The sequence below is a fragment of the Streptomyces violaceorubidus genome (assembly GCF_000717995.1).
Lineage (GTDB): Bacteria > Actinomycetota > Actinomycetes > Streptomycetales > Streptomycetaceae > Streptomyces > Streptomyces violaceorubidus.
Map to the genome: position 1 here is coordinate 1 of NZ_JODM01000028.1, position 23,338 is coordinate 23,338.

Annotated in this window: 17 protein-coding genes and 4 pseudogenes; 10 read left to right on the plus strand and 11 right to left on the minus strand. The window is 73.8% G+C overall.

Going from position 1 to position 23,338, the window contains the following annotated elements:
- A pseudogene (locus tag IE94_RS39535) lies at positions 1-113 on the plus strand (IS5/IS1182 family transposase); the annotation flags it as partial.
- A 973-nt stretch (positions 114-1,086) separates the two neighbouring features.
- On the opposite strand, the gene IE94_RS0127015 reads toward IE94_RS39535, so the two are convergent.
- Positions 1,087-1,584, minus strand: a complete 498-nt coding sequence (locus tag IE94_RS0127015; protein WP_030189245.1) for a hypothetical protein — start codon at positions 1,582-1,584, stop codon at positions 1,087-1,089.
- A gap of 75 nt (positions 1,585-1,659) precedes the next feature.
- On the minus strand, positions 1,660-3,279 hold the full coding sequence (locus IE94_RS0127020) for a recombinase family protein (RefSeq protein WP_030189248.1): 1,620 nt from the start codon (positions 3,277-3,279) through the stop codon (positions 1,660-1,662).
- Between the two features lie 26 nt (positions 3,280-3,305).
- Here IE94_RS0127020 and IE94_RS36105 point away from each other — a divergent pair.
- The 4 genes and pseudogenes from IE94_RS36105 to IE94_RS0127040 form a co-directional block, all read left to right on the plus strand.
- Positions 3,306-4,194 (plus strand): annotated as a pseudogene (locus IE94_RS36105) (alkaline phosphatase D family protein); the annotation flags it as partial.
- A gap of 151 nt (positions 4,195-4,345) precedes the next feature.
- Entirely contained in the window at positions 4,346-5,749 is a 1,404-nt protein-coding gene (locus IE94_RS0127030; protein ID WP_030189253.1) for an SWIM zinc finger family protein, read from the plus strand.
- Positions 5,746-8,454 carry a DUF7825 domain-containing protein gene (locus tag IE94_RS0127035; RefSeq protein WP_030189256.1) on the plus strand — a complete coding sequence of 903 codons (2,709 nt, stop codon included), beginning with the start codon at positions 5,746-5,748 and terminating at the stop codon, positions 8,452-8,454. Before IE94_RS0127030 ends, IE94_RS0127035 begins: the two co-directional genes overlap by 4 nt.
- A gap of 117 nt (positions 8,455-8,571) precedes the next feature.
- Positions 8,572-9,915 carry a GNAT family N-acetyltransferase gene (locus IE94_RS0127040; RefSeq protein WP_030189257.1) on the plus strand — a complete coding sequence of 448 codons (1,344 nt, stop codon included), beginning with the start codon at positions 8,572-8,574 and terminating at the stop codon, positions 9,913-9,915.
- 24 nt (positions 9,916-9,939) lie between these two features.
- On the opposite strand, the gene IE94_RS0127045 is transcribed toward IE94_RS0127040, so the two are convergent.
- Positions 9,940-11,163, minus strand: a complete 1,224-nt coding sequence (locus IE94_RS0127045; protein WP_030189258.1) for a trans-sulfuration enzyme family protein — start codon at positions 11,161-11,163, stop codon at positions 9,940-9,942.
- 59 nt (positions 11,164-11,222) lie between these two features.
- Between IE94_RS0127045 and IE94_RS0127050 the strand changes: the two genes are divergently transcribed.
- Positions 11,223-11,750 carry an Lrp/AsnC family transcriptional regulator gene (locus tag IE94_RS0127050; protein ID WP_037923657.1) on the plus strand — a complete coding sequence of 176 codons (528 nt, stop codon included), beginning with the start codon at positions 11,223-11,225 and terminating at the stop codon, positions 11,748-11,750.
- Between the two features lie 78 nt (positions 11,751-11,828).
- Complete coding sequence (locus IE94_RS0127055; RefSeq protein ID WP_030189261.1) at positions 11,829-13,517, plus strand: DUF885 domain-containing protein; 1,689 nt, start codon at positions 11,829-11,831, stop codon at positions 13,515-13,517.
- Positions 13,518-13,539: 22 nt separating this feature from the next.
- Here the strand turns inward: IE94_RS0127055 and IE94_RS36110 are convergent.
- The 3 genes and pseudogenes from IE94_RS36110 to IE94_RS0127070 form a co-directional block, all read right to left on the minus strand.
- A pseudogene (locus tag IE94_RS36110) lies at positions 13,540-13,737 on the minus strand (SDR family oxidoreductase); the annotation flags it as partial.
- A 185-nt stretch (positions 13,738-13,922) separates the two neighbouring features.
- The gene (locus tag IE94_RS0127065) at positions 13,923-14,441 is read right to left on the minus strand and encodes an immunity 21 family protein (RefSeq protein WP_030189265.1); all 519 of its coding nucleotides are present in this window, start codon (positions 14,439-14,441) and stop codon (positions 13,923-13,925) included.
- Positions 14,442-14,462: 21 nt separating this feature from the next.
- The gene (locus IE94_RS0127070) at positions 14,463-14,954 is read right to left on the minus strand and encodes a rhodanese-like domain-containing protein (protein WP_030189267.1); all 492 of its coding nucleotides are present in this window, start codon (positions 14,952-14,954) and stop codon (positions 14,463-14,465) included.
- 121 nt (positions 14,955-15,075) lie between these two features.
- On the opposite strand from IE94_RS0127070, the gene IE94_RS0127075 reads away from it, so the two are divergent.
- On the plus strand, positions 15,076-15,522 hold the full coding sequence (locus IE94_RS0127075) for an Lrp/AsnC family transcriptional regulator (protein WP_030189269.1): 447 nt from the start codon (positions 15,076-15,078) through the stop codon (positions 15,520-15,522).
- A gap of 28 nt (positions 15,523-15,550) precedes the next feature.
- Here the strand turns inward: IE94_RS0127075 and IE94_RS0127080 are convergent, their stop codons facing one another.
- From IE94_RS0127080 to IE94_RS0127095, 4 genes are all read right to left on the minus strand, one after another.
- Entirely contained in the window at positions 15,551-18,547 is a 2,997-nt protein-coding gene (locus IE94_RS0127080) for an AAA family ATPase (protein ID WP_030189270.1), read from the minus strand.
- Positions 18,544-19,707, minus strand: a complete 1,164-nt coding sequence (locus IE94_RS0127085; protein WP_030189271.1) for an exonuclease SbcCD subunit D — start codon at positions 19,705-19,707, stop codon at positions 18,544-18,546. Before IE94_RS0127085 ends, IE94_RS0127080 begins: the two co-directional genes overlap by 4 nt.
- A gap of 105 nt (positions 19,708-19,812) precedes the next feature.
- Positions 19,813-20,439 carry a YigZ family protein gene (locus tag IE94_RS0127090; RefSeq protein ID WP_030189272.1) on the minus strand — a complete coding sequence of 209 codons (627 nt, stop codon included), beginning with the start codon at positions 20,437-20,439 and terminating at the stop codon, positions 19,813-19,815.
- A gap of 71 nt (positions 20,440-20,510) precedes the next feature.
- A complete protein-coding gene (locus tag IE94_RS0127095; protein ID WP_030189279.1) occupies positions 20,511-21,242 on the minus strand; it encodes a hypothetical protein in 732 nt (243 codons plus the stop codon).
- A gap of 151 nt (positions 21,243-21,393) precedes the next feature.
- On the opposite strand from IE94_RS0127095, the gene IE94_RS0127100 reads away from it, so the two are divergent.
- Together IE94_RS0127100 and IE94_RS36115 are read left to right on the plus strand one after the other, a co-directional pair.
- Positions 21,394-21,801, plus strand: coding sequence for a CoA-binding protein (locus IE94_RS0127100; RefSeq protein ID WP_030189281.1), 408 nt, complete (start codon positions 21,394-21,396; stop codon positions 21,799-21,801).
- A gap of 32 nt (positions 21,802-21,833) precedes the next feature.
- A pseudogene (locus IE94_RS36115) lies at positions 21,834-22,866 on the plus strand (4-hydroxybenzoate 3-monooxygenase); the annotation flags it as partial.
- Positions 22,867-22,896: 30 nt separating this feature from the next.
- Here IE94_RS36115 and IE94_RS0127110 read toward each other — a convergent pair.
- Positions 22,897-23,256 carry an ArsR/SmtB family transcription factor gene (locus IE94_RS0127110; RefSeq protein WP_037923662.1) on the minus strand — a complete coding sequence of 120 codons (360 nt, stop codon included), beginning with the start codon at positions 23,254-23,256 and terminating at the stop codon, positions 22,897-22,899.
- Positions 23,257-23,338: the final 82 nt, after the last annotated feature.

The following is a 23,338-nucleotide window of genomic DNA, read 5'->3' on the forward strand; positions in this document are numbered from 1 at the left end:
AACGAGGCATGGCACGGCTGAAGTCCTGGCAGACCTTCCGCAGATCCCGCGTCAGCCCCAACCGCATGAGCGTCATCACCAAAGCCGTCCTCACCCTGGAGAAGCAACGCTGAAAATGCTCAGTGACGCTCACCTCCCCGACGTACGGAGGCTCTACGTCGGCCGCGCGTCCGGGACGCCGACGCTCCGGGCGCTCCTCCGGATTCTCTGAGAGATCGTGCCACTCGTCGAAGAGCCGCTCACCACGCTCGAAGGGGTCTTCCTCTTCGAGAGGATCCCTCGAAGAGAGCCCTCTCCACGGCGTGGTGTAGCCGGGCGAGACGTACGCCCCGCCCTCTTCCAGCTCTTCGACGAACGCCTCCTCCTCCAGCTCCTCGTAGCTGCGGCGGGTAGGACGGCACGCCGGTCCGCTGAACTCGTCGTAGGTCACAGTGATCCCCAATCGTCGGTGAACCGCGGAATGCGGTCACACCTTTGTTATGGGGCGTGGAGCGCGGGATGTTTGGCCAAGAGGCCGACGGATGTGGGGAGCGACATCGAGGAGGGGCGGGGACCTGGTTTTGGTGACTGTGTGTGATAATCGCCAGTTCGACCCCTCGATAGGGGCTCCGGAGACCCAAAACGCCGTAGCGGCCCCTGGTGCCCCTCAGGGGCGAACGAGGGTCTGGTGAGCCTGGGGGGGGGGACCCGAAGCGACTGCAAGACCCTCAGGTGGGCACACAGCCCCTTCGTGAGCCTCCATCGCCTCCACTGCCCCCGTCAGGTGGACGCCTCCGCCTCCCGTGGTCAGAGTCGGGGTCAAAGTGTCGAACTAAACGGCATTTTCCTTTTACTCCCTACGCGCTAAGGAAGAATTGAGAAGTACCCCCAATTTCGTCCAGTCTGGAATCCTTGCAGGTCAGAGGCGGTGGCAAACTGGCCAGTTTGGAGGAGGTTTGTCGACGGGGAGGACGCACCTCGGCGTGAACAAGCCAAGGTGACTGGAACAAGCCCCTTCGGATGCCGCCGAGCTGGCTCCGGCGAACGCGACGAACCCCGCTCCCGGAGTGTCCGGGGCGGGGTTTCCGTCACGCAGAGTGAAGATCGTCAGGCGGCGACGGGGAGGACGCCGCGGACGCAGCCGACGTGAACGGGGAGCCACGTCTCACCCCGCTCGACGATCTCCGTCGACGTGTCGGCGCCGTCACCGCACCACGCGCACACAGCCTCACCCCGGCACGTCGCGCACGTCATGTCGCCGTACTCGTCGGTGACGGTGCGGATCGTCTGGCGCTGCCCGCAGTCGTCGCAGCGTCCCGCAGCCTGCGGCCCCTGGGGCTCCAGGACGGGCACGCCGGCCGCCAGCGCCTCCCCCACGAGAACGAGCGTCGGAGCGTCGCGCAGCTCCGTGACGGAGCCGAGGACGAACACGGCGGCGAAGTCGGTGACGGAGTGGTCGGTGTGCGTGGCGTAGGTAGCGGAGGCGCCCATCTGCTGCGCGACGTCGAAGGCGTAGCCGCGGAGGTTGTCGACGTTGTCCTCCGTCGCGACGGGGCCGACGACGAGGAAGGCGGGGGTGATGGAAGCGGGGGTGTTGGCGTACATTGGTCTCTCCTCTGTTGAGGACGAGAGCCCCGTGATCTGTCCAGGATGCTGCGGGGCTTTCGCCATGTATCGGGTCTAGGCGTTCGGCTGAGCTGTGATCCACTGCGGTTTGACGCGCTCCAGGACTGGAGTCCTGTCGCCGCGATACTTGGCCGGCACGGCTCGCAGCCGTTCGACCGTCAGGGCCAGGAGGAGCCGCTTCGTAGCCAGGTCGGCGGCGTCCCACGCCTCCGCCAGTTCCTCCGGCTCCAGGAGGGGCGTCAGGTCGGCGTCGCGCGAGAGACCTTCGATCTCCGCCCGGAGTGACGCCAACTGGCCGTCAAGGGCCGCCTTCAGGGTCTGGTATCGCCGCTCCCCGTCGTCACCCGGGAACGACCCTGTGACGTAGTAGGCCGTGTCCAGCTTGTCGCGACGTTCGGCGATGCCCTCGATGGCTGCCTTGGCCTCCTGGAGGCGCAGGCGTCGCGACGGGTCCTGATGGCCGTACCACTCGCGGGCAATCTTCATAAGTACGTCGACGTCGTACGGGTCATCCGGGTCGAGGGCGGTAACCCATGACTGCCACAGGTAGGTCACGGCATCGTCGGCGTCCGCGGAATCGATGTACATGCCCTGACACGCCTCCGGACCGCTCTCCGCTCGACGGAGGCACCGGTACTGCTTGCCGCCGCGCACCATGGGACCGTCACATCGTCCGCACTTGACGATCCCCGTCAGGAGGGATTGCGCCTGGCGGGACCCGCGGCGCTTGCCCGCCGTGCCGGCGTTCGTGAACCCTGGCGTCACCTCCCGGGTCCGTGACCGCAGGATGGAGACGATGCGGAGTCGCTCCTCCGGCGTCACCACTCCTTCGCCGACGCGCACGGGGGTGCCGTCGAGGCCAAGGACGACGTCACCCGTCACCCGCCAGTACTCGCGCCCCGTTGCGGGGTCCTCGACACGCTCCTTGCGATGCATGAGTCCCGCAGTCCCCGGGGTCCGCGCCCATGCGGCAACGGTAGTCGCTCGCCACCGCTTCCCACGCCGGGTGAGGTTCCCCGCCGTCGTCAGCCACACTGCGACGCTGAGAGCCGACTCGCCGGCCAGGAGCCGATCCGCCATTTCCCGTGCGATGGGGTATTCGTCGGGGTGGCGCACGAGCTGTGCGGCACGGCGACGGGAGTCGTCGGGATAGAGACGCTGGGATTTCAGGCCATACGGCGCGGGACCGCCCGGCCAGTGCCCCAGGGGTCGATGCGCCTCCTTACCGATGCGGGTGCGTACTCCGATGTTGATCGCTTCAGAGCGTGCCTGCTCTGCCGCCACGGCGAAGATGATCCGGTGATTCGGATTGCGGGAGTCCAGTCCGTCGACCTGCGCCCGGAGAGCCGCGCCGATCCGCTCGAAGTCGTCGAGGACGATGCCGACGTGTCCCATCCCGCGCCGGCTCAGGCGGTCCAGTTTGTACACCCACAGGGAGCCGGTCTCACGGGCGAGCACTGCGGCAATGGCGGCATCGAACTCTTCACGCTTGACCCCGCGCTTCGACGCGCTGACCTCCTCCCGCCAGACCTTACGGACGGTCTTGCCCTCTGCTTCAATCGCTTTGCGGAGAACGCCCTCGTGAGCGTCGAGTGTCGCCTTGTCGTCCATCAGCGTGGAGCGCCGAAGGAAGATGTCGGCAAGCCCCGACGGGTCCGCCGTCGTCGTTGTCATGTAGAGAACCGTAGTCGAACGGGTTCGTTGACGAGAACCTGCGGCGCTTCAACGCGGGTTCCGTCGGTCGTCCAGTGGGACGACCACGAGGTGCGCAACAACTGGTACCCGGGCCAGGCGATCGCGGACACGGACGACCGGTACACGGAGAAGAGCGTCGACGTACTGGCCGCCCGCGCCCGGCGCGCGTTCGGCGAGTACTTCCCGATCTTCACGCTGCGCCCCGGCGCACGCGAGGGGCGGGTGCACCGGGTGCTGCGCCAGGGCCCGTTGCTCGACGTGTTCGTCCTGGACATGCGGACCTACCGCAACGCCAACTCCCCCGGCGGACAGACCGTGGACCCGCAGGGCATCCTGGGCCGCGAGCAGTTGGAGTGGCTCAAGCGGGAGCTGGCGCGCTCGCGTGCGGTGTGGAAGGTCATCGCGGCGGACATGCCAATCGGTCTCGTCGTGCCGGACGCCACCGAGGGCGCCCCCAACATCGAGGCCATCGCGCAGGGCGACCCCGGCGCACCCCTGGGGCGCGAGCTGCAGATCGCCGAGCTGCTGCGCTTCGTCAAGCACCGCCGGATCACCGGCACGGTGTGGCTCACGGCCGACGTGCACCACACCTCGGCCCAGCACTACCAGCCTTCGCGGGCCGCGTTCGGTGACTTCGAGCCCTTCTGGGAGTTCGTGTCCGGGCCGCTCAACGCGGGCGCGTTCCCCGCCAGTGCGCTGGACGACACCTTCGGTCCCGAGCGGGTCTTCGTGAAGGCGCCCACCGCCTCGAACGTGTCCCCGGCGGTCGGCTACCAGTTCTTCGGCGAGGTCGACATCGACGGCGACAGCGCCGACATGACGGTCCGGCTGCGAGAGCAGGACGGCACGGTGCTGTTCACGAAGGTGCTGCGACCGGGCCGGGTCGGACAGTAGTCCCGTAGCCTGTCGGGTGTGCCGCGCATCGGCGTCATCCCCCGGTGCGCGGCCCCTGCGTCCTGGTGCGGCGCATGCTGCGACTTCCCCGCCTTCATGGCCGTTTCCCCAGGTCAGGGCGATTGTCAGTGGTCGCCTCTACGGTTTTTCCATGACGCGATCCTTGCAGGCCGTGGCCTATCGACGACCCTCCGTGCTGGAGTCCGCAGCGGGCGGACGGCACCTGGGGCTGGAGACGTCCCACGGTGCGACGCCCGCCGGTGCCGTGGACCATCCGCGCTTCTTCGCGGGGTTTTTGACGGCACCGCAGAAGGCGTCCGCGGCGCTGCTCGCGGTGGCCGACGTGGCCGCCGCCCGGTACTACCAGCCGCAGTTGCGCGCCTCGCTCGACCCGGTGGTGACGGGCAGCGGCGACCGGCTCCGTTTCGAGTCCTTCTCCGGCTGCGGCGGGGTCTACGCCCGACTGGACGTGCTGGCGGCGGGCCTCGACGGCGGCGAGGTCGGGCGCGGCACGACGAACGTCGACGTCAACGACCCCTTGCGCGAGGCCCTGTCCCGGATCGGCGCCGACGATCCGCTGCACCTTCGGGTCGGCCCCGAGGAGCTGACCGTGACCACGCTCGACGGCCCGGTCGTGGAGAAGAAGGTGCCGCTGCCGGACCGGTGGCTGCGCGGCTTCGCCGAGGCCCAGGTCATAGCGGCCGGCTTCGATCTGCGGGCCGAACTGGACGCGGTCGAGGCGGTGCGCTTCTTGCGTGCGCTGCCGCGCGGCGGCGGGAGCGGGGCAGCCGGCCCCCGGTGGGTCGTGCCGTCCGGGCGTTCGCTGCGGCCGACGACGCGTGCGGTGCCGGGCGCGGTGTGCCTGCCCGGTCCGGAGCGGCTGGCCGCGATGCGGCGCGTCCTGCGGCACGCGACGGCCCTGCGCGTCTACGGACCGGCCATCGCCCCGGGAGCCGCCGCCACGGCCTCCGCGTGGGAGGTGCTGCTGCCGGGTATGCGCCTCACCCTCACCCTGTCCCCCGACGCGGCGCGCGGGTTCTCCGGGGAGGGCGGTGTCCTCGAAGCGCTCGCCGCCGACGAGGCCGCCGAGGACGCCGAGCTGGTCTCGGTGCTCCTCGCCTGGGAGCCGCGGATCGACATCGCCGACCTGGCCGCCGCCTCGGGGCTGACCGCGGAGCGGGTGCGTGCCGCTCTGGTCCGTCTCGGCACGTCGGGGCGCGTCGGGTACGACACCGCGGAGGCGGCGTACTTCCACCGCGAGCTGCCGTACGACGCGGAGCGCGTGGAGCGCCACAATCCGCGGCTGCGTGCGGCCCGCGCCCTGGTGGCGGCGGGCGCGGTCGCCCTGGACGGTCCGATCGGGACGGTCACGGCCGAGGACGGTCATGTGCACCGGGTGCGCGAGGAGGCCGGGGTGCTCTCGTGCAGCTGCCTGTGGTGGGCCAAGTACCGGGGCGGGCGCGGTCCCTGCAAGCACGCGCTGGCGGTACGCATGGAGCGGCGGGGCGCGCGACGGGCGCAGGGGACGGTTCGGACCGACGGAGGTGCGCGATGACGACGACGACGGCGACTACGACTGCGACTGCGGAAGCGACAACGCTGCTGGTCGAGGCGGTGCGAGCGGGTCGGACGGCCGAGGTGGTGTCGCTGCTCGACGGCATGACCGACGCGGAGCGGCGCGCCTGTTTCCCCCGGCTGAAAGCCGTCCGCCAGGAGCTGAGGGCGGAGCGCTGGTCCGCCGAGTCCCGGCGGGCCCACCCGGCACTGCACGCGGCCGGAGCGGCGTGCCAGACCGGGGCTGCGGCCGTGGCCGACTGGCTGGCGGCCGTCGACATGCGCTGGTCGCAGGCGTCGCCCGCGGTCCTGCTGCATGTGCTGGGCGACCGGGATCCAGCGTGGCTGGCCGACGTGGTGCACCGGCTCGCCCGGCGGCCGTCCGGTTCCAACGTGTCGTACGAGCTGATGGCCGGCCTGGTGCGGCTGGCCGGGTGCCCGGTGCCGACGACGGAGGCGTACCTCCGGGGCTGGCTGAACGACGTCAGTGGCGGCTGGCAGCGCGGTGGCACGGTCTGCGACCGCCTGCGCCGCGATCCGCACCTGGCGGAGCTGGTCGCCGCCCTCTTCCGTACCGAAGGCATCGGCGCCCAGTTGGGATGGCTGTCCGCAGACGGACCGGACGGCTGGACCGGCGCACTGGCACGTCTGACCGCCGAGGGCGCGCTCGACCGGCGGGCGATGGTCGACGCGTGTGTGGCGCGGCTGCTGCGCGGTGGCGCGCCGGCCGAGCTGCGGGTGTTCCTGCGCCTGCTGCACGACCTGGCGCTCACCCCCGAGGAGGAGCGCCTGCGGACGGCCGACTGGACGGCACTCGCCTCGGACGGGGTGCCGACGGTGGCGTCCCACGCCCAGTCGGTGCTGGGCACCCTGGCCCTGGCGGGAGAGCTGGCGCCACGTCGGTTGGCGGAGGCGACGGACGCGGTCCTGTTCCGCACGGAGAAGAAGCTCGTCCGGGCGCAGCTCGTGCTGCTCGGCAAGGTGCTCGCCCGGGACCCCGCCGCGGCCGGCGACCTGCTTCCGGCCGCCGCCGGCGCGTTCGGGCACGAGGACTCCGACGTGCAGGAGCGGGCCTTGAAGCTGGTCGAGCGGCACGTCGGCAAGGTCAACGACCCGGAAGTCCGCGAGGAACTGGCGGGGGCAGCCGAGCAGTTGATCCCCGCCCTGCGCTCACGGGCCGTCCGCACCCTGGGCGCGACGCCGCCGGAGGCTCGGCCCGTGGTCCACGAGGAGGTGCTGCCTCCCCCGCCGCTGCCGGTGCGCCTGACCCCCGCTCCGGCGACGGCGGTCGAAGTCGCCGAGGAGATCAGCGCGTTGCTCGCCTCCGGAAGTGACGTGGCCGCGTTCGAGCGCACCCTGGACGGACTGGTCCGGCAGGCCCACCGGGACCGGGAGGCCCTGCTGGAAGCCCTCGCACCGGTGGTCGCCCGCCGCTGGTGGGCCGACCCGGAGCTGCGGCAGGGCCACCCGTCGGACGGTTTCTTCGCCCGCCGTCATGAACTGTTCGACAGCACCCGCGCCTTCGACCTCCTCCTGGCGACCTTGTACGGGGAAGTTCGGACGGACACCCTGCACCGGGTGGTCCGGGAGGGAGTGCCGAACTCCGGCTGTGCGCACAACTCGCTGGCCCGCCCCTTCGAGGCCCGGATGTGGGAGGCGGCCCACCGGCTGCGCACCGACCCGCAGCCGTTCCTGCTGGCCACCCCCACCTGGGACACGGGCCTGCTCGAAGCCGACGAGCTGGTGGACCGTCTGGACGCCTGCCGACGCGCGGGCTCCCGCGTCGCGCCGGTCGACTTCGGCCAGGCGCTGCTCCGGGTGCGTCGGGACGACCGCACGGCGGCGGTGGCGGCCGCGGAGCGCGCGGCAGCGCTGGGGACCGAGGAGGGGGAGCGGCTCGCGCGCCTGCTGACGGCCGAGCGGACCGCCCCTTCCGTCACCCGGCGGACGGCGGACACCCGCATCCTGGTGGAGCTCGGCGAGGTCCCCGACCTCCAGGGGGAGGAGTTCCCCGCCGCCCTGCGGCTGTTGGGGCGCCCGGTGAGCCCGTACTCGGACCGGTGGTACTGCGGTCACTGGAGCGACGGGATACGCCGGCACTGGTTCGCCGTACTGCCCGACCGGCCGGAGCTGGTCGCCGCGCGGCTGCTGCGGGACGTGTCCGGGGTGGCCGTGGACGACCAGCGGGGCGCCGCCGCCGCGGTGCTGCCCCGGCTCGCCGAGGCGGACGGCGAGGCGGGTGAGGCCGCGCACCTGTGCCTGGCGTACGGGCTGGGCGCACGGCATGCCGAGGACCGGCTCGCCGCCGTGGACGCCCTGCTGGTGCTGGCGGCGCGGGGGCGGCTCGACGCGGACCGGCTGGGCGCGGACCTCGGGCAGTTGGTGCGGCGCGGCGCGGTGAAGGCGGCACGGCTCGCCGACGCGGTGCGCACCGCCGCGGCGACGGGCGCGAACGCCACCGTGTGGGCGGTCCTGCGTCAGGTGCTGCCCGTGCTGCTCGCCGACCTCGCCACCGGCGCGAGGACGGCATCGGCCCGCGGGCTCGGGGAGTTGCTGGCCGTGGCGGCCGAGTGTGCCGAGCGGACGGGCGCCCGCGGTGGTCTGCCGCACCTGTCCTCGGTGGCGGACCGGCGCGGCGCCTCACGGCTGGTGACGCAGGCGCGGCGGCTGCGGGCGGCGCTGGCGGCGGATTCGGCCGCCGCCTGACCACCACACCCTCCCGAACGGGCAAAAAGCGTCCCAGAAGCCTTCTTTACCCATCGGTCACAGAGCGTTCGTGATCACGCAACACCGTTCCTTCACAGTGGGTGCATGAGTCGAGACATGTCTGATGTGACGGATGCCGTGGCGCACTTCGTCGAGCACGGCACCGCGGTGCCCGCCCTGGTGCTGGCCTCGCTGGCGGCGCTGATCGCCACGGCGGGTTTCCACACCCGGTGGTCACGACGCCACGGGCAGGCACCGCCGGCGCACGATACCGGCACCCGGCCACCGACCCCCGAGCGGCCGGCCGGGTCCGAGCAGGGCATGGCCGGACCGGGCGGGTCCGGGCCGGGCGGTGACGGCGCGCTGTGGCGGATGCGCACGACGGTGCGGGACGCGCCGGGGTCGCTGGCCGTGCTCTGCGCGGCCCTCGCCGACCGGCGGATCGACATCCTGAGCCTGCAGACGCATCCGCTGGCCGAGGGCACGGTGGACGAGTTCCTGCTCCGTACCCCGGGTGAGCTGAGCGGGACGGAGCTGGCCGAGGTGGTGACGGCGGCGGGCGGCACCCGGACCTGGACCGAGCGGGCGGACGCCCATGACCTGGTGGACGCGCCGACCCGGGTGCTGGGCCTGGCCACCCGTACGGCCCTGGACACAGCGGAGCTGCCGCTGGCTCTGCGGCAGTTGCTGGGCCGGTGCACCATCCGCTCGCTGCCCGGGACCGTCGACGCCCGGACGGGGGCGGGAGCGGAAGAGTCCGTGCCGCCGGAGGGCACGCTGGAGGAGACGGTGCTGCGGCTGCGCGCCCCGGAGGGCGGGGTGATCAGCGTGGAGCGCCCCCATCTGCCGTTCACCCCCGCCGAGTTCGCCCGGGCCCGGGCGCTGGTCGAGCTGGACGCCCGGCTCGGTCCCCGGGTCCCGCGGGGCCGGGACGTGCTGACGCTGCCCGAGGGGAGCGACATCACGGTCCGCCGGGCCGACACGCGTGACGTTCCAGCCGCGAAGGCGATGCACGAACGCTGCTCGGCGCGGACGCTCGGGATGCGGTACCACGGTCCGGTGGGCGACGCCGACCGGTATCTGGGCCATCTGCTCAGCCCTCGCTTCGGCCGCACCCTGGCCGTGCAGACCGCCTCGGGGCGGATCGTCGGGCTCGGCCACCTGCTGTGGGACGGCGACGAGACGGAGGTCGCGCTGCTCGTCGAGGACGATTGGCAGCGCCGGGGCATCGGCGGCGAACTCCTCGCCCGGCTCGTGGCGATGGCGGCGGAGGCGGGCTGCGAGAGCGTGTACGCCCTCACGCAGGCGTCCAACACCGGCATGGTCGCCGCGATGCGCGGCCTGGGCCTCCCCCTCGACTACCAGATCGAGGAGGGGACCCTGGTCGTCACGGCCCGTCTGGAACCGTCGGCCCGTTCCGCCGCGCCTCTGCCGCACGGGGAGCCGATCGGCCGGGAGTGACGGGCGCCCGGCGCGGTGGTGCGCTCACGCCGTCCGCGCCGGCGCCTCCCGCAGCGGGACGGCCCCGGCCGCCCGCTTCCCCAGCGCCCGGTCCAGGTCGGCCCACAGGTCGTCGACGTCCTCCAGGCCGACCGACAGCCGCAGCAGCCGGTCGGACACCCCGGCGCTCCGCCGGTCGTCCGCGTCCACGATGCGGTGGCTGATGGACGCCGGGTGCTGGATGAGCGTGTCGACGCTGCCGAGGCTCACGGCCGGGGTGATCAGCCGGACGCCGCCGATGACCTCGTGCGGGTCGCCGTGGACCTCGAAGGAGACCATCGCGCCGCCGATGCGCGGATAGTGGACGCGGGCCACCCGCGGGTCGGCGGCCAGCCGCCCGGCCAGTTCGGCGGCGCCCGCGGAGGCGGCCCTCACCCGGACGGGCAGGGTGGACAGTCCCCGCAGCAGCAGATATCCGGCCAGCGGGTGCAGCACTCCGCCCGTGGCGAAGCGCACCTGTCGCAGCCGCCCGGCGAACTCCTCGTCGCAGGCGACCACACCGGCCAGTACGTCCCCGTGCCCACCGAGGTACTTGGTGGCGCTGTGCAGCACCAGCCGGGCGCCGTGTTCGGCGGGGCGCTGGAGCACGGGTGTGGCGAAGGTGTTGTCCACGAGCAGGGGCACCGACCCGCAGGCGTGTGCGACGGCCCGCAGATCGACCTCGGCCAGCGTCGGGTTGGCCGGGGACTCCACGAGCACCAGGCCGGTGTCCGGGCGCAGCGCGTCCTCGACGCCCGCCGGGTCGGTCCAGGTGACCTCGGACCCGAGCAGCCCGGCGGTCAGCAGGTGGTCGCTGCAGCCGTACAGGGGCCGTACGGCGACGACGTGCCGCAGCCCCATCGCGCCGCGGGCCAGCAGGACCGCGCTCAGCGCCGCCATGCCGCTGGCGAAGGCGACGGCGGCCTCGGTGCCCTCCAGCCGGGCCAGCGCTGTCTCGAAACGGGCGACGGTCGGGTTGCCGAGGCGGGCGTAGACCGGCGGCCCGTCCGGCTCGGCGCCGGTCGCGGCGAACGCGTCGATGCGGGCGGCCTCGCCGCGGCTGTCGTACGACGGGTAGGTCGTGGACAGGTCGATGGGCGGGGCGTGCAGTCCCCGGGCGGCGAGGTCGTCGCGGCCGGCGTGCACGGCTTCGGTGGCCAGTGCCCTGCCCGTGGGTGCGGTGGAGCGTACGTCGTCGGGTGGTGACGTGTGCGTGCGCGCTGAGTCCATGGCCGAAGGGTGAACACCGGCCGGTCCGACGGGGGCGTACTCCGTGCTACGTTCGGGCCATGGCCGATTCCGTCGTACTGGATCCGGTGGATCTCCATCTGCTGCGGTTGCTGCAGAACGACGCCCGGACCACCTACCGCGATCTCGCCGCCCAGGTCGGAGTCGCGCCCTCGACCTGTCTGGACCGGGTGGCCCGGTTGCGGCGGGCCGGCGTGATCCTCGGCCACCGGCTCGAGCTGGATCCGGCGAAGCTGGGGCGCGGTCTTCAGGCGCTGCTGTCGGTGCAGGTGCGCCCGCACCGGCGGGAGCTGGTCGGGCCGTTCGTGGAGCGGATCCGGGCCCTGCCGGAGTCGCGCACCGTCTTCCACCTCACCGGCCCGGACGACTACCTCGTGCACGTGGCGGTCGCGGACATGACGGACCTGCAGCGGCTGGTCCTGGACGAGTTCACGTCCCGGCGGGAGGTTGCCCGCGTCGAGACCAGGCTGATCTTCCAGCAGTGGGAGTGCGGCCCCCTGCTGCCCCCGGCCGCGGCCGCACCCGCGCCGGCGGGGGCGTCGGCTGCCGCTCCCGCGGCCACGCCCTGAGCGAAATCCGGCCGCCCGCGCGGTCGGGCCCGGTCCACCGGGCTGACGCGGCACCGGTATCCGTACGAGGATGTCCGCATGTCAGAGACCAAGAGCCCGCTGCCCCGCGAGGTCGCCGACGCCTACGTCGACGAGCTCATCGCCCTCGACCCCGTCACCGGTACCTACCTCGGTGTCGCGGAGAGTTCCAGTCGTCTGCCCGACTTCTCACCCGCCGGGCAGGAGGCCCTCGCTCAGCTGGCCCGCACCACGCTGACCCTGCTGGACGAGGCGGAGCGCCGGCCGGGCGGGGACAGCGACGTGGAGCGGCGCTGCGCGCGGCTGCTGCGTGAGCGCCTCACCGCCGAACTCGCGGTGCACGAGGCCGACGAGGGGCTGCGCTCGGTCGGCAACATGGGCACCGCCGCCCATTCGGTGCGCGAGGTGTTCGCCCTCACCCCGACGCAGACCGACGAGGACTGGGCCCGGATCGCCGAGCGGCTGCGCGCGGTGCCGGCGGCGTTCGCGGGCTACCGGGAGTCCCTGTCCCTAGGTCTGGAGCGCGAGCTGTACGCGGCACCGCGGCCGACCGCGACGTTCGTCGAGCAGCTCGGCGAGTGGGCGGACACGGGTGAGGGGCGGGGCTGGTTCGAGGACTTCGCCGCCGACGGCCCCGAGGCGCTGCGCGCGGAGCTGGACGAGGCCGCCCGGGGTGCGACCGCGGCGGTGGTCGAGCTGCGGGACTGGATGCGCGACGTGTACGCCCCGGCCATCGAGGGCGCCCCGAACACGGTCGGCCGGGAGCGCTACGCCCGCTGGTCGCGCTACTACAACGGCACGGACCTGGACCTGGACGAGGCGTACGCCTACGGCTGGTCCGAATACCACCGTCTGCTGGCCGAGATGAAGGCGGAGGCCGAGAAGATCCTGCCGGGCGCCGAGACGCCGTGGGTGGCGCTGGCCCACCTGGACGAGCACGGCAAGCACATCGAGGGCGTCGACGAGGTGCGCGACTGGCTCCAGGGCCTGATGGACCAGGCGATCGAGCAGTTGGACGGCACGCACTTCGAACTCGCCGAGCGGGTGCGGAGGGTAGAGTCGCGCATCGCCCCGCCCGGCAGCGCGGCGGCGCCCTACTACACCTCGCCGTCGGAGGACTTCTCCCGTCCCGGCCGCACCTGGCTGCCGACGATGGGGCAGACCCGATTCCCCGTGTACGACCTGGTCTCGACCTGGTACCACGAGGGCGTCCCGGGCCACCACCTCCAGCTCGCCCAGTGGACGCACGTGGCTCAGGACCTCTCCCGCTACCAGGCGTCGGTGGGCATGGTCAGCGCCAACGCCGAGGGCTGGGCGCTGTACGCGGAGCGGCTGATGGACGAGCTGGGCTACCTCACGGACGCGGAGCAGCGCCTCGGCTACCTGGACGCGCAGATGATGCGGGCCGCCCGGGTCATCGTGGACATCGGCATGCACCTGGAGCTGGAGATCCCGGCCGACTCGCCGTTCCACCCGGGTGAGCGCTGGACGCCGAAGCTGGCGCAGGAGTTCTTCGGCGCGCACAGCAGCCGCCCGGCGGACTTCGTGGAGAGCGAGCTGACCCGGTACCTGACGATCCCGGGCCAGGCGATCGGCTACAAGCTCGGCGAACGGGCGTGGCTGCTGGGCCGGGAGAAGGCCCGCGAGCGGCACGGCGACGCGTTCGACCCGAAGGCGTGGCACATGGCGGCCCTCTCCCAGGGCTCGCTGGGCCTGGACGACCTGGTGGACGAGCTGTCCCGGCTGTGACGCCCTCACCAGGCCGTCCACCTCACCGTCTGAAGCCGCCCTCCGAGTCGATCACCTGACCGGTGATCCAGCCCGCCTCGTCCGTGGCGAGCCACGCGATGAGGCGGGCCGGGTCGTCGGGCACGCCCCACCGCCGGGCGGGGAAGCACGCGGCGACGGCGTCGTAGTCCTCGCCGGTCATGTAGTCGGTGTCCACGGGGCCGGGGTTGACCGCGTTCACCAGGTCTCCGGCCCCGGCCGCACCTCGGCCGCACGCACCGCGTACCGGCCCGGGTCCAGCTCGATCCGCACCCGGTCAACACGGCCCGACGCGACGCAGGACTTCAGCCACCGGGTGCCGAACTCGTGGCACGGGCACCCATGACGGACGCACCACCACACCCCCGCACGCCCATATCCCCGCGACTACCGCCCGGCCAGCCGCCGCAACTGCACCAGCCCCAACCAGGTCTCCGGCCCCGGCCGCACCTCGGCCGCACGCACCGCGTACCGGCCAGGGTCCAGCGCGATCCGTACCCGGTCGGCGCGGGCCGATGCCGATCCGGGCCAGGCGGCGTCGAACAGGAGGACGGGTCCAGGTACGTGCCAGGACACCTCGGGCTGCCAGTCGGCGGTGTCGAGGGCGGTGGGTACCCCGGCCAGAACCTCCTCCTCGGAGTCCGCGGCGCACCAGCGGACGAAGGTGCCGTGGTCCGGGAGGTAGGCGGTGGAGGCGGGTTCGTCGCCGAGCACCAAGGCGGTGGAGTCGCCGACCGGCAGCAGCCCGACGTGGCCGTCGACCTCGCAGGCCCGGTCGTAGTCGGAGTCCGTCTCCTCGCCGTCGGCGCCGGTCCAGAACGGCAGGACCGTCTCCGGTACCGCGATCAGCGGCCCTCCGCCCGACTCGCCCCACTCCACCGCGCCCGGCTCCGCGTATCGCACCATGCGGCAGAACCTACACGCCGCTCAGCAGCCGCAGTCGGCCGCGTCCACCGGAACGGTCAGGGGGTCGGCGGCGCGGCGCTCGACGCCCTGCCAGGTCTCGAACTCGAAGCCCTCGCGCGCCCAGTACTCGAAGCCGCCGAGCATCTCCTTGACCGGGTAGCCGAGTTCGGCCAGGGCGAGGGCCGCGCGTGCCGCGCCGTTGCAGCCGGGGCCCCAGCAGTACGTCACCACGGGCACGGCGGGGTCGAGGAGTTCCCCGGCCTGCTCGGGGACGAGGGCCGTGGGCAGGTGGACGGCGCCCGGGACGTGGCCCTGGTCCCAGGACTCGGTGGACCGGCAGTCGACGAGCACGAATCCCGGGTCCCCGCCGACCGCGAGTGCGGCGGCGACGTCGGAGACGTCGGTGTGGAAGGCGAGGCTCGCGCGAAAGTACGCGGCGGCTTCGGCGGGCGGTGCGGCGGCGGTGCGCAGGACGGGGTTGACGTGCCCGGTGGCGGGGGTGGTGACGCTCATGGTCCGGCCTCTCCTCGGTGGATCCTCCAGGCAGAAATCTATGGCCCGCACCGCCTCGCCTGAAGGGCGATTTCCCGGCCAGCAGCTTGTTCCACCGGGGTAATCCTGCTATCCATCCCTGATGACCGAGTATTCCCCGGACGCCACCGACTGGCGCATCCTCGACGTCCTCCAGCGGGACGGACGGGCCAGCTTCGCCGAGCTGGCGCGTGCCGTGTCGATGTCCGCGAGCGCGGTGACGGAGCGCGTGCGGCGGCTGGAGGAGGCCGGGATCATCCAGGGGTACGCGGCGGTCGTCGACCCCGAGCGCCTGGGGCTGCCGATCCTGGCGTTCGTACGGCTGCGCTACCCGGTCGCCAACTACAAGCCGTTCCACGACCTGGTCGCGGTCACGCCCGAGATCCTGGAGGCGCACCACGTCACGGGCGACGACTGCTTCGTGATCAAGGTCGCGGCCCGTTCGATGCGGCACCTGGAGGAGGTGTCCGGCCGGATCAGCGCCCTGGGCTCGGTCACCACGAGCATCGTCTACTCCTCACCGCTCCCCCGCCGCCCGCTCGGCCGCTGAGGTCCGCCCGGCGAGGCCGGGACGGCACTCAGCCGGCGCCCCGCTGCCGCAGTACCGACCCCGACCGCCCCTTGACGACCTCGAGTTGCGCGTGGATGCGGCGGCGCAGATCGGCGACGTGGCTGACGATGCCGACGCTGCGGTCCCGCTCGCGCAGCGCGTCCAGGACGTCCAGGACCTCGTCGAGGGTCTGGTCGTCGAGGCTGCCGAAGCCCTCGTCGATGAAGAGGGTGTCCAGGCGTACGCCGCCCGCCTCGTCGGTGACGACGTCGGCGAGGCCGAGCGCGAGGGCGAGCGACGCGAAGAAGGTCTCGCCGCCGGACAGCGTGGCCGTGTCGCGCTCGCGGCCGGTCCACGCGTCGACGACGTGCAGGCCGAGACCGCTGCGGCCGCGGCCGGTGCGGTCGTCGGAGTGGACCAGGGTGTAGCGGCCGGAGGACATGCGCAGCAGGCGGGCGGTGGCCGCGGCGGCGACCTGTTCGAGGCGGGCCGCCAGGACGTACGACTCCAGGCGCATCCGGCGTTCGTTGTCCGCCGAGGTGCCCGCGGCGAGGGAGGCGAGGCGGGCGACCCGGCTGTGCTCCTCGCGCAGCGGGGCGAGCCGGCGCACGGAGGTGGTGGCGTGCGCGGACAGCCGGTCCAGCTCGGCGCGGCACCGGGCGGCGGCGTCGCGGGCCGAGGACGCCTCGCGCAGGCGCCGGCCCGCGTCGGCCGCCGCCCGTTCCGCCGCGGCGAGGTCGGCGGGCGGTCGCCGGGCCGCGTCGGTGGTGTCGGCCTCGGCGAGGACCGCGCGGACGGCGGCGTCCTCCGACTGCCAGGCGTCGAGCCGGCGTTGCAGCTCGCGGTGGGCGGTGTCGTCGAGCAGGGCGGCGGCCGCGTCCGCGGGGGTGTCGAACCCGGCCCGGAAGGCGGCGTCGGCGAGCCGGGCGTCGGCGTCCTTGAGTCGCTGGGCGGCCTCCTCGGCGACGCGGGCGGCGTCGGCCGCCTCCGTGAGCAGCGCCGCCCGGCGCTCCAGCTGCGCCGCCCGTGCCGCCACGCTCTCGGCGGCACCCCGGGCCCGCGTCAACTCCTCGTCCAGAGAAGCCTGTTCGCGCTCCAGCCGCTCCCGCCCGGCGACCCGGGAGGCGGACCTGACGGCGGCCTGCTGCTGGGCGGCGACGCGCTGTTCGCGTTCGCCCTCGGCCCGCCGCAGCTCCTCCTGCGCGGCGTGCAGGCCGGAGGCGGTCGCCCGCGCCCGCGCGTACGCCCGCTCCACTTCCTCGGCCTCCTGGGCCAGCCGGTCGGTGGGCGCGTCCCCGGCTTCCGCCGTGGCGGCGGCGAGCGCCTCCCGTACGGTGCCCAGGTGCCGCTCGGCCCGCGCGCGGCGCTCGTCGGCGGCCTGGTAGGCGGTGAGCGCGCGCTCCTCCGCGTCGCGGTCGACGTGTCCGGCCCCCTTGCGGGCGGGGGCGGGGTGCTCGGTGGCACCGCACACCGCGCACGGAGTGCCGTCGGTGAGGTTCGCGGCGAGTTCGGCGGCGATGCCGTGCAGCCGCTGTTCCTTGAGGTCGAGCCAGTGGGCGCGGGCCGCGACGGCGTCCTCCGCCGAGGCGAGCGCCCGCCGCCGCGCCTGTTCGGTGTCGTCGGTGAGCCGGTCCCGCTGCCGGGCGGCCGCCAGCCTGCGCTGCGCCGGATCGCGCTGGACGGCGAGCTGTTCGGCGCGGGTGGCGGCCTCCTGCGCGGAGTCGAGGCGGCTCTGCAGTCGGGTTCGGGTGGCCTCCCAGTCGGCGAGCCAGCTTTCCGCCTCCTGCCGGACCTCGTCGTCGGCGCGTTCCTGGCGCTGGAGGCCGGCCCGCTCCTCGACGAGTTCGGCGAGGCGTCGTTCGGCGCGCCGGGCCGACTCGAGGCCGCCCAGTTCCTCGGCGGCCCGGCGGGCGGCGGCGGCGAGTCCGGCGGCTCCCGCGTCGGCGAGGGCCCGCGGCAGCCGGGCACGGGCGCGCGCCTCCGCGTCCGCCGCCCTCCGGTGCTCGCCGTCGGCGGCGTCCCGCAGCTCCAGGGCGGGGGCCACCGCCCCGGCCTTGCGGGCCCGTTCCATGCGCTCCTGGGCAGCGCGGTGGGCGTCGGCCCGCTCCGCCAGCCGTGCGGCCCGCTCCCGTGCCTCGGCGAACCGGCGTTGCAGCCGGTCGAGTTCGCGGACGTCGGTCAGCCGTCGTCCGGCGGCGGCCTGGGCGGACTCGGCGTCCGCGAGCCGGCGGTCGGCGATGGTGAGCAGCTCGCGGGCGGTGCAGCGGGCGACGGCGGCGGCGCTGAGGACGGCCTCGGCCAGACCCGGCTCGCCCGGTGCCAGTTCCGGCAGCTCCATGGCGTCACCGGCGGCCTGCTGCATCCGGTGTGCGTCGGCCAGTAGGCCGGCGTCGCCCTCGCGGACCTGGGCCTCGGTGGTGCGGCGCCGTTCGGCGAGGCGCTTCTCGACCTCGGCGAACCGCCGGGTGTCGAAGAGCCGGCCGAGGAGCTTGCCGCGCGCTTCCGCGTCGGCGCGCAGGAAGCGCGCGAAGTCGCCCTGGGGCAGCAGCACGACCTGGCAGAACTGCTCGCGGCTCATTCCGAGCAGCTGGGTGATCTCCTCGCCGATCTCCTGGTGCGAGCGGCTGAGGTCCTTCCAGGCGCGGGTCGTCGCGTCGTACTCGCGCAGCCAGGTCTGCGCCTTGTCGACGGTCGTGCCCCGGCCGCGGAGCTTCGGCCGTTCCCAGGGCGGCTGGCGGGTGATCTCCAACCGGCGCCCCGCCACGGTCAGTTCCAGGCGCACCTCGGTGCGGGTGCCGACGGCCGCGTGGTCGCTGCGCAGCGTCATGCCCTGGCCGCCGCCCTGCCGGGCGCCCGGTACCGAGCCGTACAGGGCGTAGCAGACGGCGTCGAGGACGGAGGTCTTGCCGGCGCCGGTGGGGCCGTGCAGCAGGAACAGCCCGGCGGCCGACAGGTCGTCGAAGTCGACGCTCTGCGAGGCTCCGAAGGGCCCGAAGGCGGTGATGTCCAGCCGGTGCAGCCTCACCGGGCCACCTCCCGCGCGGTGTCGTCCGCGCGCACGGCGTCGAAGGCGTCCCGCAGCACGTCCTGTTCCCGGTCGTCGGGTCCGGCGCCGCGCACGTGGGTCACGAAGTCCTCCGCGATCTGCTGGTCGCTGCGGTCGGCGAGGCGCCGGGCGTAGGACACGCCGGGTTCCTCGGGCCCGCGCTCGGGGTCGAAGACGAGGCTGAGCGTGTGCGGGAACCGCTCCGTGAGCCGGGCCATGGGCTCGTCCGGGCGGACCGGGTCCGTGAGGGTCGCCTCGACCCACGCGTCCTCGTGCGGGGTCAGCTCAGGGTCGGCGAGCAGGTCCTCCAGGGTGCCGCGCAGCCGGGCCAGCGCGCGCGGCACCGGGCAGTCGAGGCGCTCGGCGCTGACCGACCCGTCGGCGTCGAGATCGACGAGCCACATGCTCTTGCGGTGCCGGTGCTCCGAGAAGGAGTACGGCAGCGGGGAGCCGGAGTAGCGGACGCGCTCGGTGAGGGTCTGGCAACCGTGCAGGTGCCCCAGCGCCACGTAGTCCACGCCGTCGAAGACGCCCGAGGGCACGGCTGCGACCCCGCCGACGGTGATGTCCCGCTCGCTGTCGCTCTGCTCGCCGCCGGTGACGAAGGCGTGCGCGAGGACGACGGAACGGGTGCCCGGAGCACGCGCGGCGAGGTCGGCGCGCACCCGGTCCACGGCGGCGGCGAGCACGGCCTCGTGCCCCGCCTTCTCGACGCCGAACTCGGCCTTCACCAGCGCCGGTTCGAGATACGGCAGCCCGTAGAACGCCACGTCCCCGTGGGCGTCGCCCAGCACCACCGGGGTGCCGCAGCCGGCCGGGTCGGTGCGCAGGTGGATGCCGGCCCGGTCGATGAGCCCGGCGCCGACCCCGAGACGGCGGGCCGAGTCGTGGTTGCCGGAGATCATCACCGTGGGCACGCCGAGGGCGGCGAGGCGGTGCAGTGCGTCGTCGAACAGCTCGACGGCGGCGAGCGGCGGCACCGCGCGGTCGTACACGTCTCCCGACACGACCACGACGTCGACGGCGTGCTCGCGCACGGTCTCGACGAGGTGGCCGATGAACCCCGCCTGGGCGCCGAGCATGTTCACCCGGTGGAACGCCCGGCCGAGGTGCCAGTCGGAAGTGTGCAGCAGTCGCATGATCCCCGAGACTAACGGGAGGGTCCGACAGCCCGGTCGGTAACTCCCGTTTCGCCCCTCCCCCGCACGCCCTCACCGCCCGCTTCAACCCGGATGTCCGCCTTGTCAGACGTCTCCGTAGGCCTCGCCGCCCAGTGCGAACCCGGCCGATCCCGCGGTGGCGTCCGCGAGCCAGGAGCGGAAGGCGTCCAGGTCCGCCTCCGGCAGACCGACCTCGATGGTGACCGCCTCGCCGTACCGCACGTCGCGCACCGCGCGGCCGGCGGTGCGCAGGTCGTTCTGGAGCTTCCCGGCCCGCTGGTGGTCGACGGTCACCGTGGCCACGCGGAACCTGCGCCGGGTGAGGGTGCCGAGGTCGTCGAGGGCTTCGCCGACCGCGCCGCCGTAGGCGCGGATGAGCCCGCCCGCGCCGAGCTTGACGCCACCGTAGTAGCGGGTGACGACGGCGACGACGTACCGCATGTCGCGGCGCAGCAGCATCTGGAGCATCGGGACGCCCGCGGTGCCGCCCGGCTCCCCGTCGTCGCTCGCCTTCTGGACGGCGGCGTCGGCGCCGATGACGTACGCCCAGCAGTTGTGGGTGGCGTCCGCGTGCTCCTTGCGCACGCCCGCCACGAACGCCTGCGCGTCCTGTTCGGTGGCGGCCGGTGCGAGGGCGCACAGGAAGCGCGAGCGGTTGATCTCGGTTTCGTGCACACCCGCGCGGGCGACCGTGCGGTACTCGTCCTGCATCCGGCCAGCCTATGCGCTCGTCCCACCGCGCCCCTCGGCGCCGTGGTCGCGGTCCCTGGCGGTACCCGGGGTCACCGCGGGGCGCCGACGTCGCGGGTGAGGTGGAGGCCGAGGAACCGGTCGGCGTACGCGCAGATCTCGAACCGGGCCCCCTCGGCGAGGTCGGGGCCGGTCTCGACGCGGCGCAGCAGACGCAGTACTGCGGGGGCGTCCAGGTCGTCCTCCCAGGCGGCCCGCAGCCGGTCGCGCACCTCGCCCGGGACGGGACGCGAGGGGTGCAGGGCCCAGTCGGCGACCGCGCGGCGCAGGCGGGCGAGGGTGCTTCGGGCCTCGTCCAGCGCGGCCTCGTCCAGTTCCACGCGCGCGTGGTGGTGCCGCTCCAGCAGGGCGAGGCGCACGGCGTCGGGGTCGTCGAGCCCGCTTTCGGCCGGGTGCACCGGGGCGACGGCGACCGTCGTCGTGTCAAAGGCGCTCCCGGCCCCGCGCCGGTCCGCCCCTGCGCCCACGACGCGGACGCGCTGCCCGGTGCCCGGTCCGTGCCCGGCGGCGCCGTCCTCGAAGGGCCGGATGCCGAGGGCGGCGGCGTCCTCCCGCAGCCGGTCCCGCTCCGCCGCCCCGGTCAGCACCGGCCACACGGGTGTGCCGTCGAGTTCCAGGGCCCGCACCAGGAGGTCCGCGACCAGCAGGACGCGCAGCGTGGTGGCGTCGCGCTCCGGCACGTGCGCCTCGACACGGGTCGGAGCCCGGCGGACGGGCGCGGCGGGGGCGGGTTCTCCGGTACGGGCGTCGATGATGCGCAGCACGAGGCGAGCGTAGGCGGGACGGCGCGGCGGCGCACCGGGGCGCGCTCGCCGCGGCCCGCCCGGCACACCGGGAATCCCGGCACGCCGCCGTCCGTTGTCGCGGGCGGGCGGCCCGACCCGCGGGTCGTCCGGGAGTACGAGGAGGCCGCCGGTGTACGGCGACGAGGCAACCGTCCGCAAGATCCTCACCGAGCTGGGCGACACCTGGGCCGTGGTGGGCCTGTCGAACAACCGGCAGCGCCCGGCGTACGGCGTCGCCGAGGTGCTGCAGCGCTTCGGCAAGCGTGTCGTGCCCGTGCATCCCAAGGCGGAGACGGTGCACGGAGAGCAGGGGTACGCCTCGTTCGCCGACATCCCCTTCGACGTGGACGTGGTGGACGTCTTCGTCAACAGTGACCTGGCCGGACCGGTCGCCGACGAGGCCGTCGCCAAGGGTGCCGGGGCGGTCTGGTTCCAGCTCGGCGTGGTCGACGAGGCGGCATACGCGCGGACCCGGAACGCGGGTCTGGAGATGGTCATGGACCGCTGCCCCGCGATCGAGATCCCTCGCCTGGGCTGATCGGGCCGGGGCTCATCCGCCCGCGCCCGGACGGGGCCGTGCGCGGGCTGGAGCGGCGGGGCTGGCCCGGACCCTGCTGGAGCGGGCGCAGACCCACACCGAGTGCGAGTTCCGTTTCGCCGGGGAGCGCTACCGCTTCGCGTACACCGCGCTGACGGGACATCACCACTTCATCCATCCGCAGCAGTTCCTGGTGACGGACCTGGTGCGGGAGTACGCGGACGTACGGGGCGGAGAGATCCGGTTCGGCGTGCGGGACGTACGCCTGCACGGCGCCGGGTCCGGGCGGCCTTCCGTGTCGTACGTGTGCCCCGACACCGGCGAACGCCGGGTGGTGACGGCCGACTTCGTCGCGGGCTGCGACGGCGCGCGCGGGGTGACCCGGGCGTCGCTGCCCCCCGAGCGGGTGCGCCTGGCCCGTCACGACTACGGGGTCGGCTGGCTGGCGCTGCCGGCCCAGGCGCCGCCGTCCTCGGACTGCGTGGTGTTCGGCATGCATCCGCGGGGGTTCGCCGGGCACATGGCTCGCAGCCCCGAGGTGACCCGCTACTACGTGCAGTGCCGGCCGGGCGACGACCCGGCGAACTGGCCGCACGAGCGGGTCTGGGCAGAGCTGCGGGAGCGGCTGGGCGCGGCCGGCGCACCGCCGCTCAAGGAGGGGCGGCTGATCGAGAAGCGGGTGCTCGACATGCACAGCTACGTGGTCGAGCCGATGTCCTTCGGGCGGCTCTTCCTGGCCGGGGACGCGGCGCACCTGACCGCGCCCATCGCCGCCAAGGGGCTGAACCTCGCCCTGCACGACGCCTTCCTGCTCGGCGACGGGCTGGTCGCGTCCTGACGCGGGGCGACGGCTCCGGACTGACCGGCTACTCGGACGCGTGCCTCGCCCGGGTGTGGGACTACGAGGAGTTCTCCCAGTGGCTCGCGGAGATGTACCACGGCACGGCGTCGGGCGATCCGTACCGCGCGGGCGCCGCGCTGGCCCGGCTGCGCCGCCTCTTCGACTCGCCGGTCGCGGCGGCGGAGTTCGCCGAGCGGTACCTCGGCGTGCGCACCACCGGCTGAGGGTCGGGCAGCAGGCGGCCGACGGGTCGCTCAATCGTGCAGCGGCCGGTCGCCGAGCCGGTGGTCGGCCACGTTCAGCGCCTCGTCGACCAGGCGGCGCAGATGCCCGTCGCGCAGCGCGTACACCACCCGGCGTCCCTCCTTGCGGGTACTGACCAGCCCCGCCAGCCGCAGCCGGGCCAGATGCTGGCTGACCGCCGGACGGGCCGCCCCGCAGACCTCGGTGAGGGTGGTGACGTCGGCCTCGCCGCCGGCCAGGGCGTGCAGCAGGGTCAGGCGGGTGCGGTCGCCGAGCAGGGCGAGGATCTCGGCGGCGAGTGCGAACTGCTCCTCGCCCGGGGTGCGCGGGTGCGCATCGTCCGCAGATGAGAGGTGCATGCGTGCGCTCATACGCACATAATGGCGTCATGGACGCCTGACGTCCACCCACCGCACCGGCGGACGGAACACCGGAACACCGGAACACCGGAAC

Coding starts and splice junctions, on each gene's coding strand:
- IE94_RS0127015 (WP_030189245.1), bottom strand. CDS start 1,584: ATGTACGCCAACACCCCCGCTTCCATCACCCCCGCCTTCCTCGTCGTC.
- IE94_RS0127020 (WP_030189248.1), bottom strand. CDS start 3,279: ATGACAACGACGACGGCGGACCCGTCGGGGCTTGCCGACATCTTCCTT.
- IE94_RS0127030 (WP_030189253.1), top strand. CDS start 4,346: ATGACGCGATCCTTGCAGGCCGTGGCCTATCGACGACCCTCCGTGCTG.
- IE94_RS0127035 (WP_030189256.1), top strand. CDS start 5,746: ATGACGACGACGACGGCGACTACGACTGCGACTGCGGAAGCGACAACG.
- IE94_RS0127040 (WP_030189257.1), top strand. CDS start 8,572: ATGTCTGATGTGACGGATGCCGTGGCGCACTTCGTCGAGCACGGCACC.
- IE94_RS0127045 (WP_030189258.1), bottom strand. CDS start 11,163: ATGGACTCAGCGCGCACGCACACGTCACCACCCGACGACGTACGCTCC.
- IE94_RS0127050 (WP_037923657.1), top strand. CDS start 11,223: ATGGCCGATTCCGTCGTACTGGATCCGGTGGATCTCCATCTGCTGCGG.
- IE94_RS0127055 (WP_030189261.1), top strand. CDS start 11,829: ATGTCAGAGACCAAGAGCCCGCTGCCCCGCGAGGTCGCCGACGCCTAC.
- IE94_RS0127065 (WP_030189265.1), bottom strand. CDS start 14,441: ATGGTGCGATACGCGGAGCCGGGCGCGGTGGAGTGGGGCGAGTCGGGC.
- IE94_RS0127070 (WP_030189267.1), bottom strand. CDS start 14,954: ATGAGCGTCACCACCCCCGCCACCGGGCACGTCAACCCCGTCCTGCGC.
- IE94_RS0127075 (WP_030189269.1), top strand. CDS start 15,076: ATGACCGAGTATTCCCCGGACGCCACCGACTGGCGCATCCTCGACGTC.
- IE94_RS0127085 (WP_030189271.1), bottom strand. CDS start 19,707: ATGCGACTGCTGCACACTTCCGACTGGCACCTCGGCCGGGCGTTCCAC.
- IE94_RS0127090 (WP_030189272.1), bottom strand. CDS start 20,439: ATGCAGGACGAGTACCGCACGGTCGCCCGCGCGGGTGTGCACGAAACC.
- IE94_RS0127110 (WP_037923662.1), bottom strand. CDS start 23,256: ATGAGCGCACGCATGCACCTCTCATCTGCGGACGATGCGCACCCGCGC.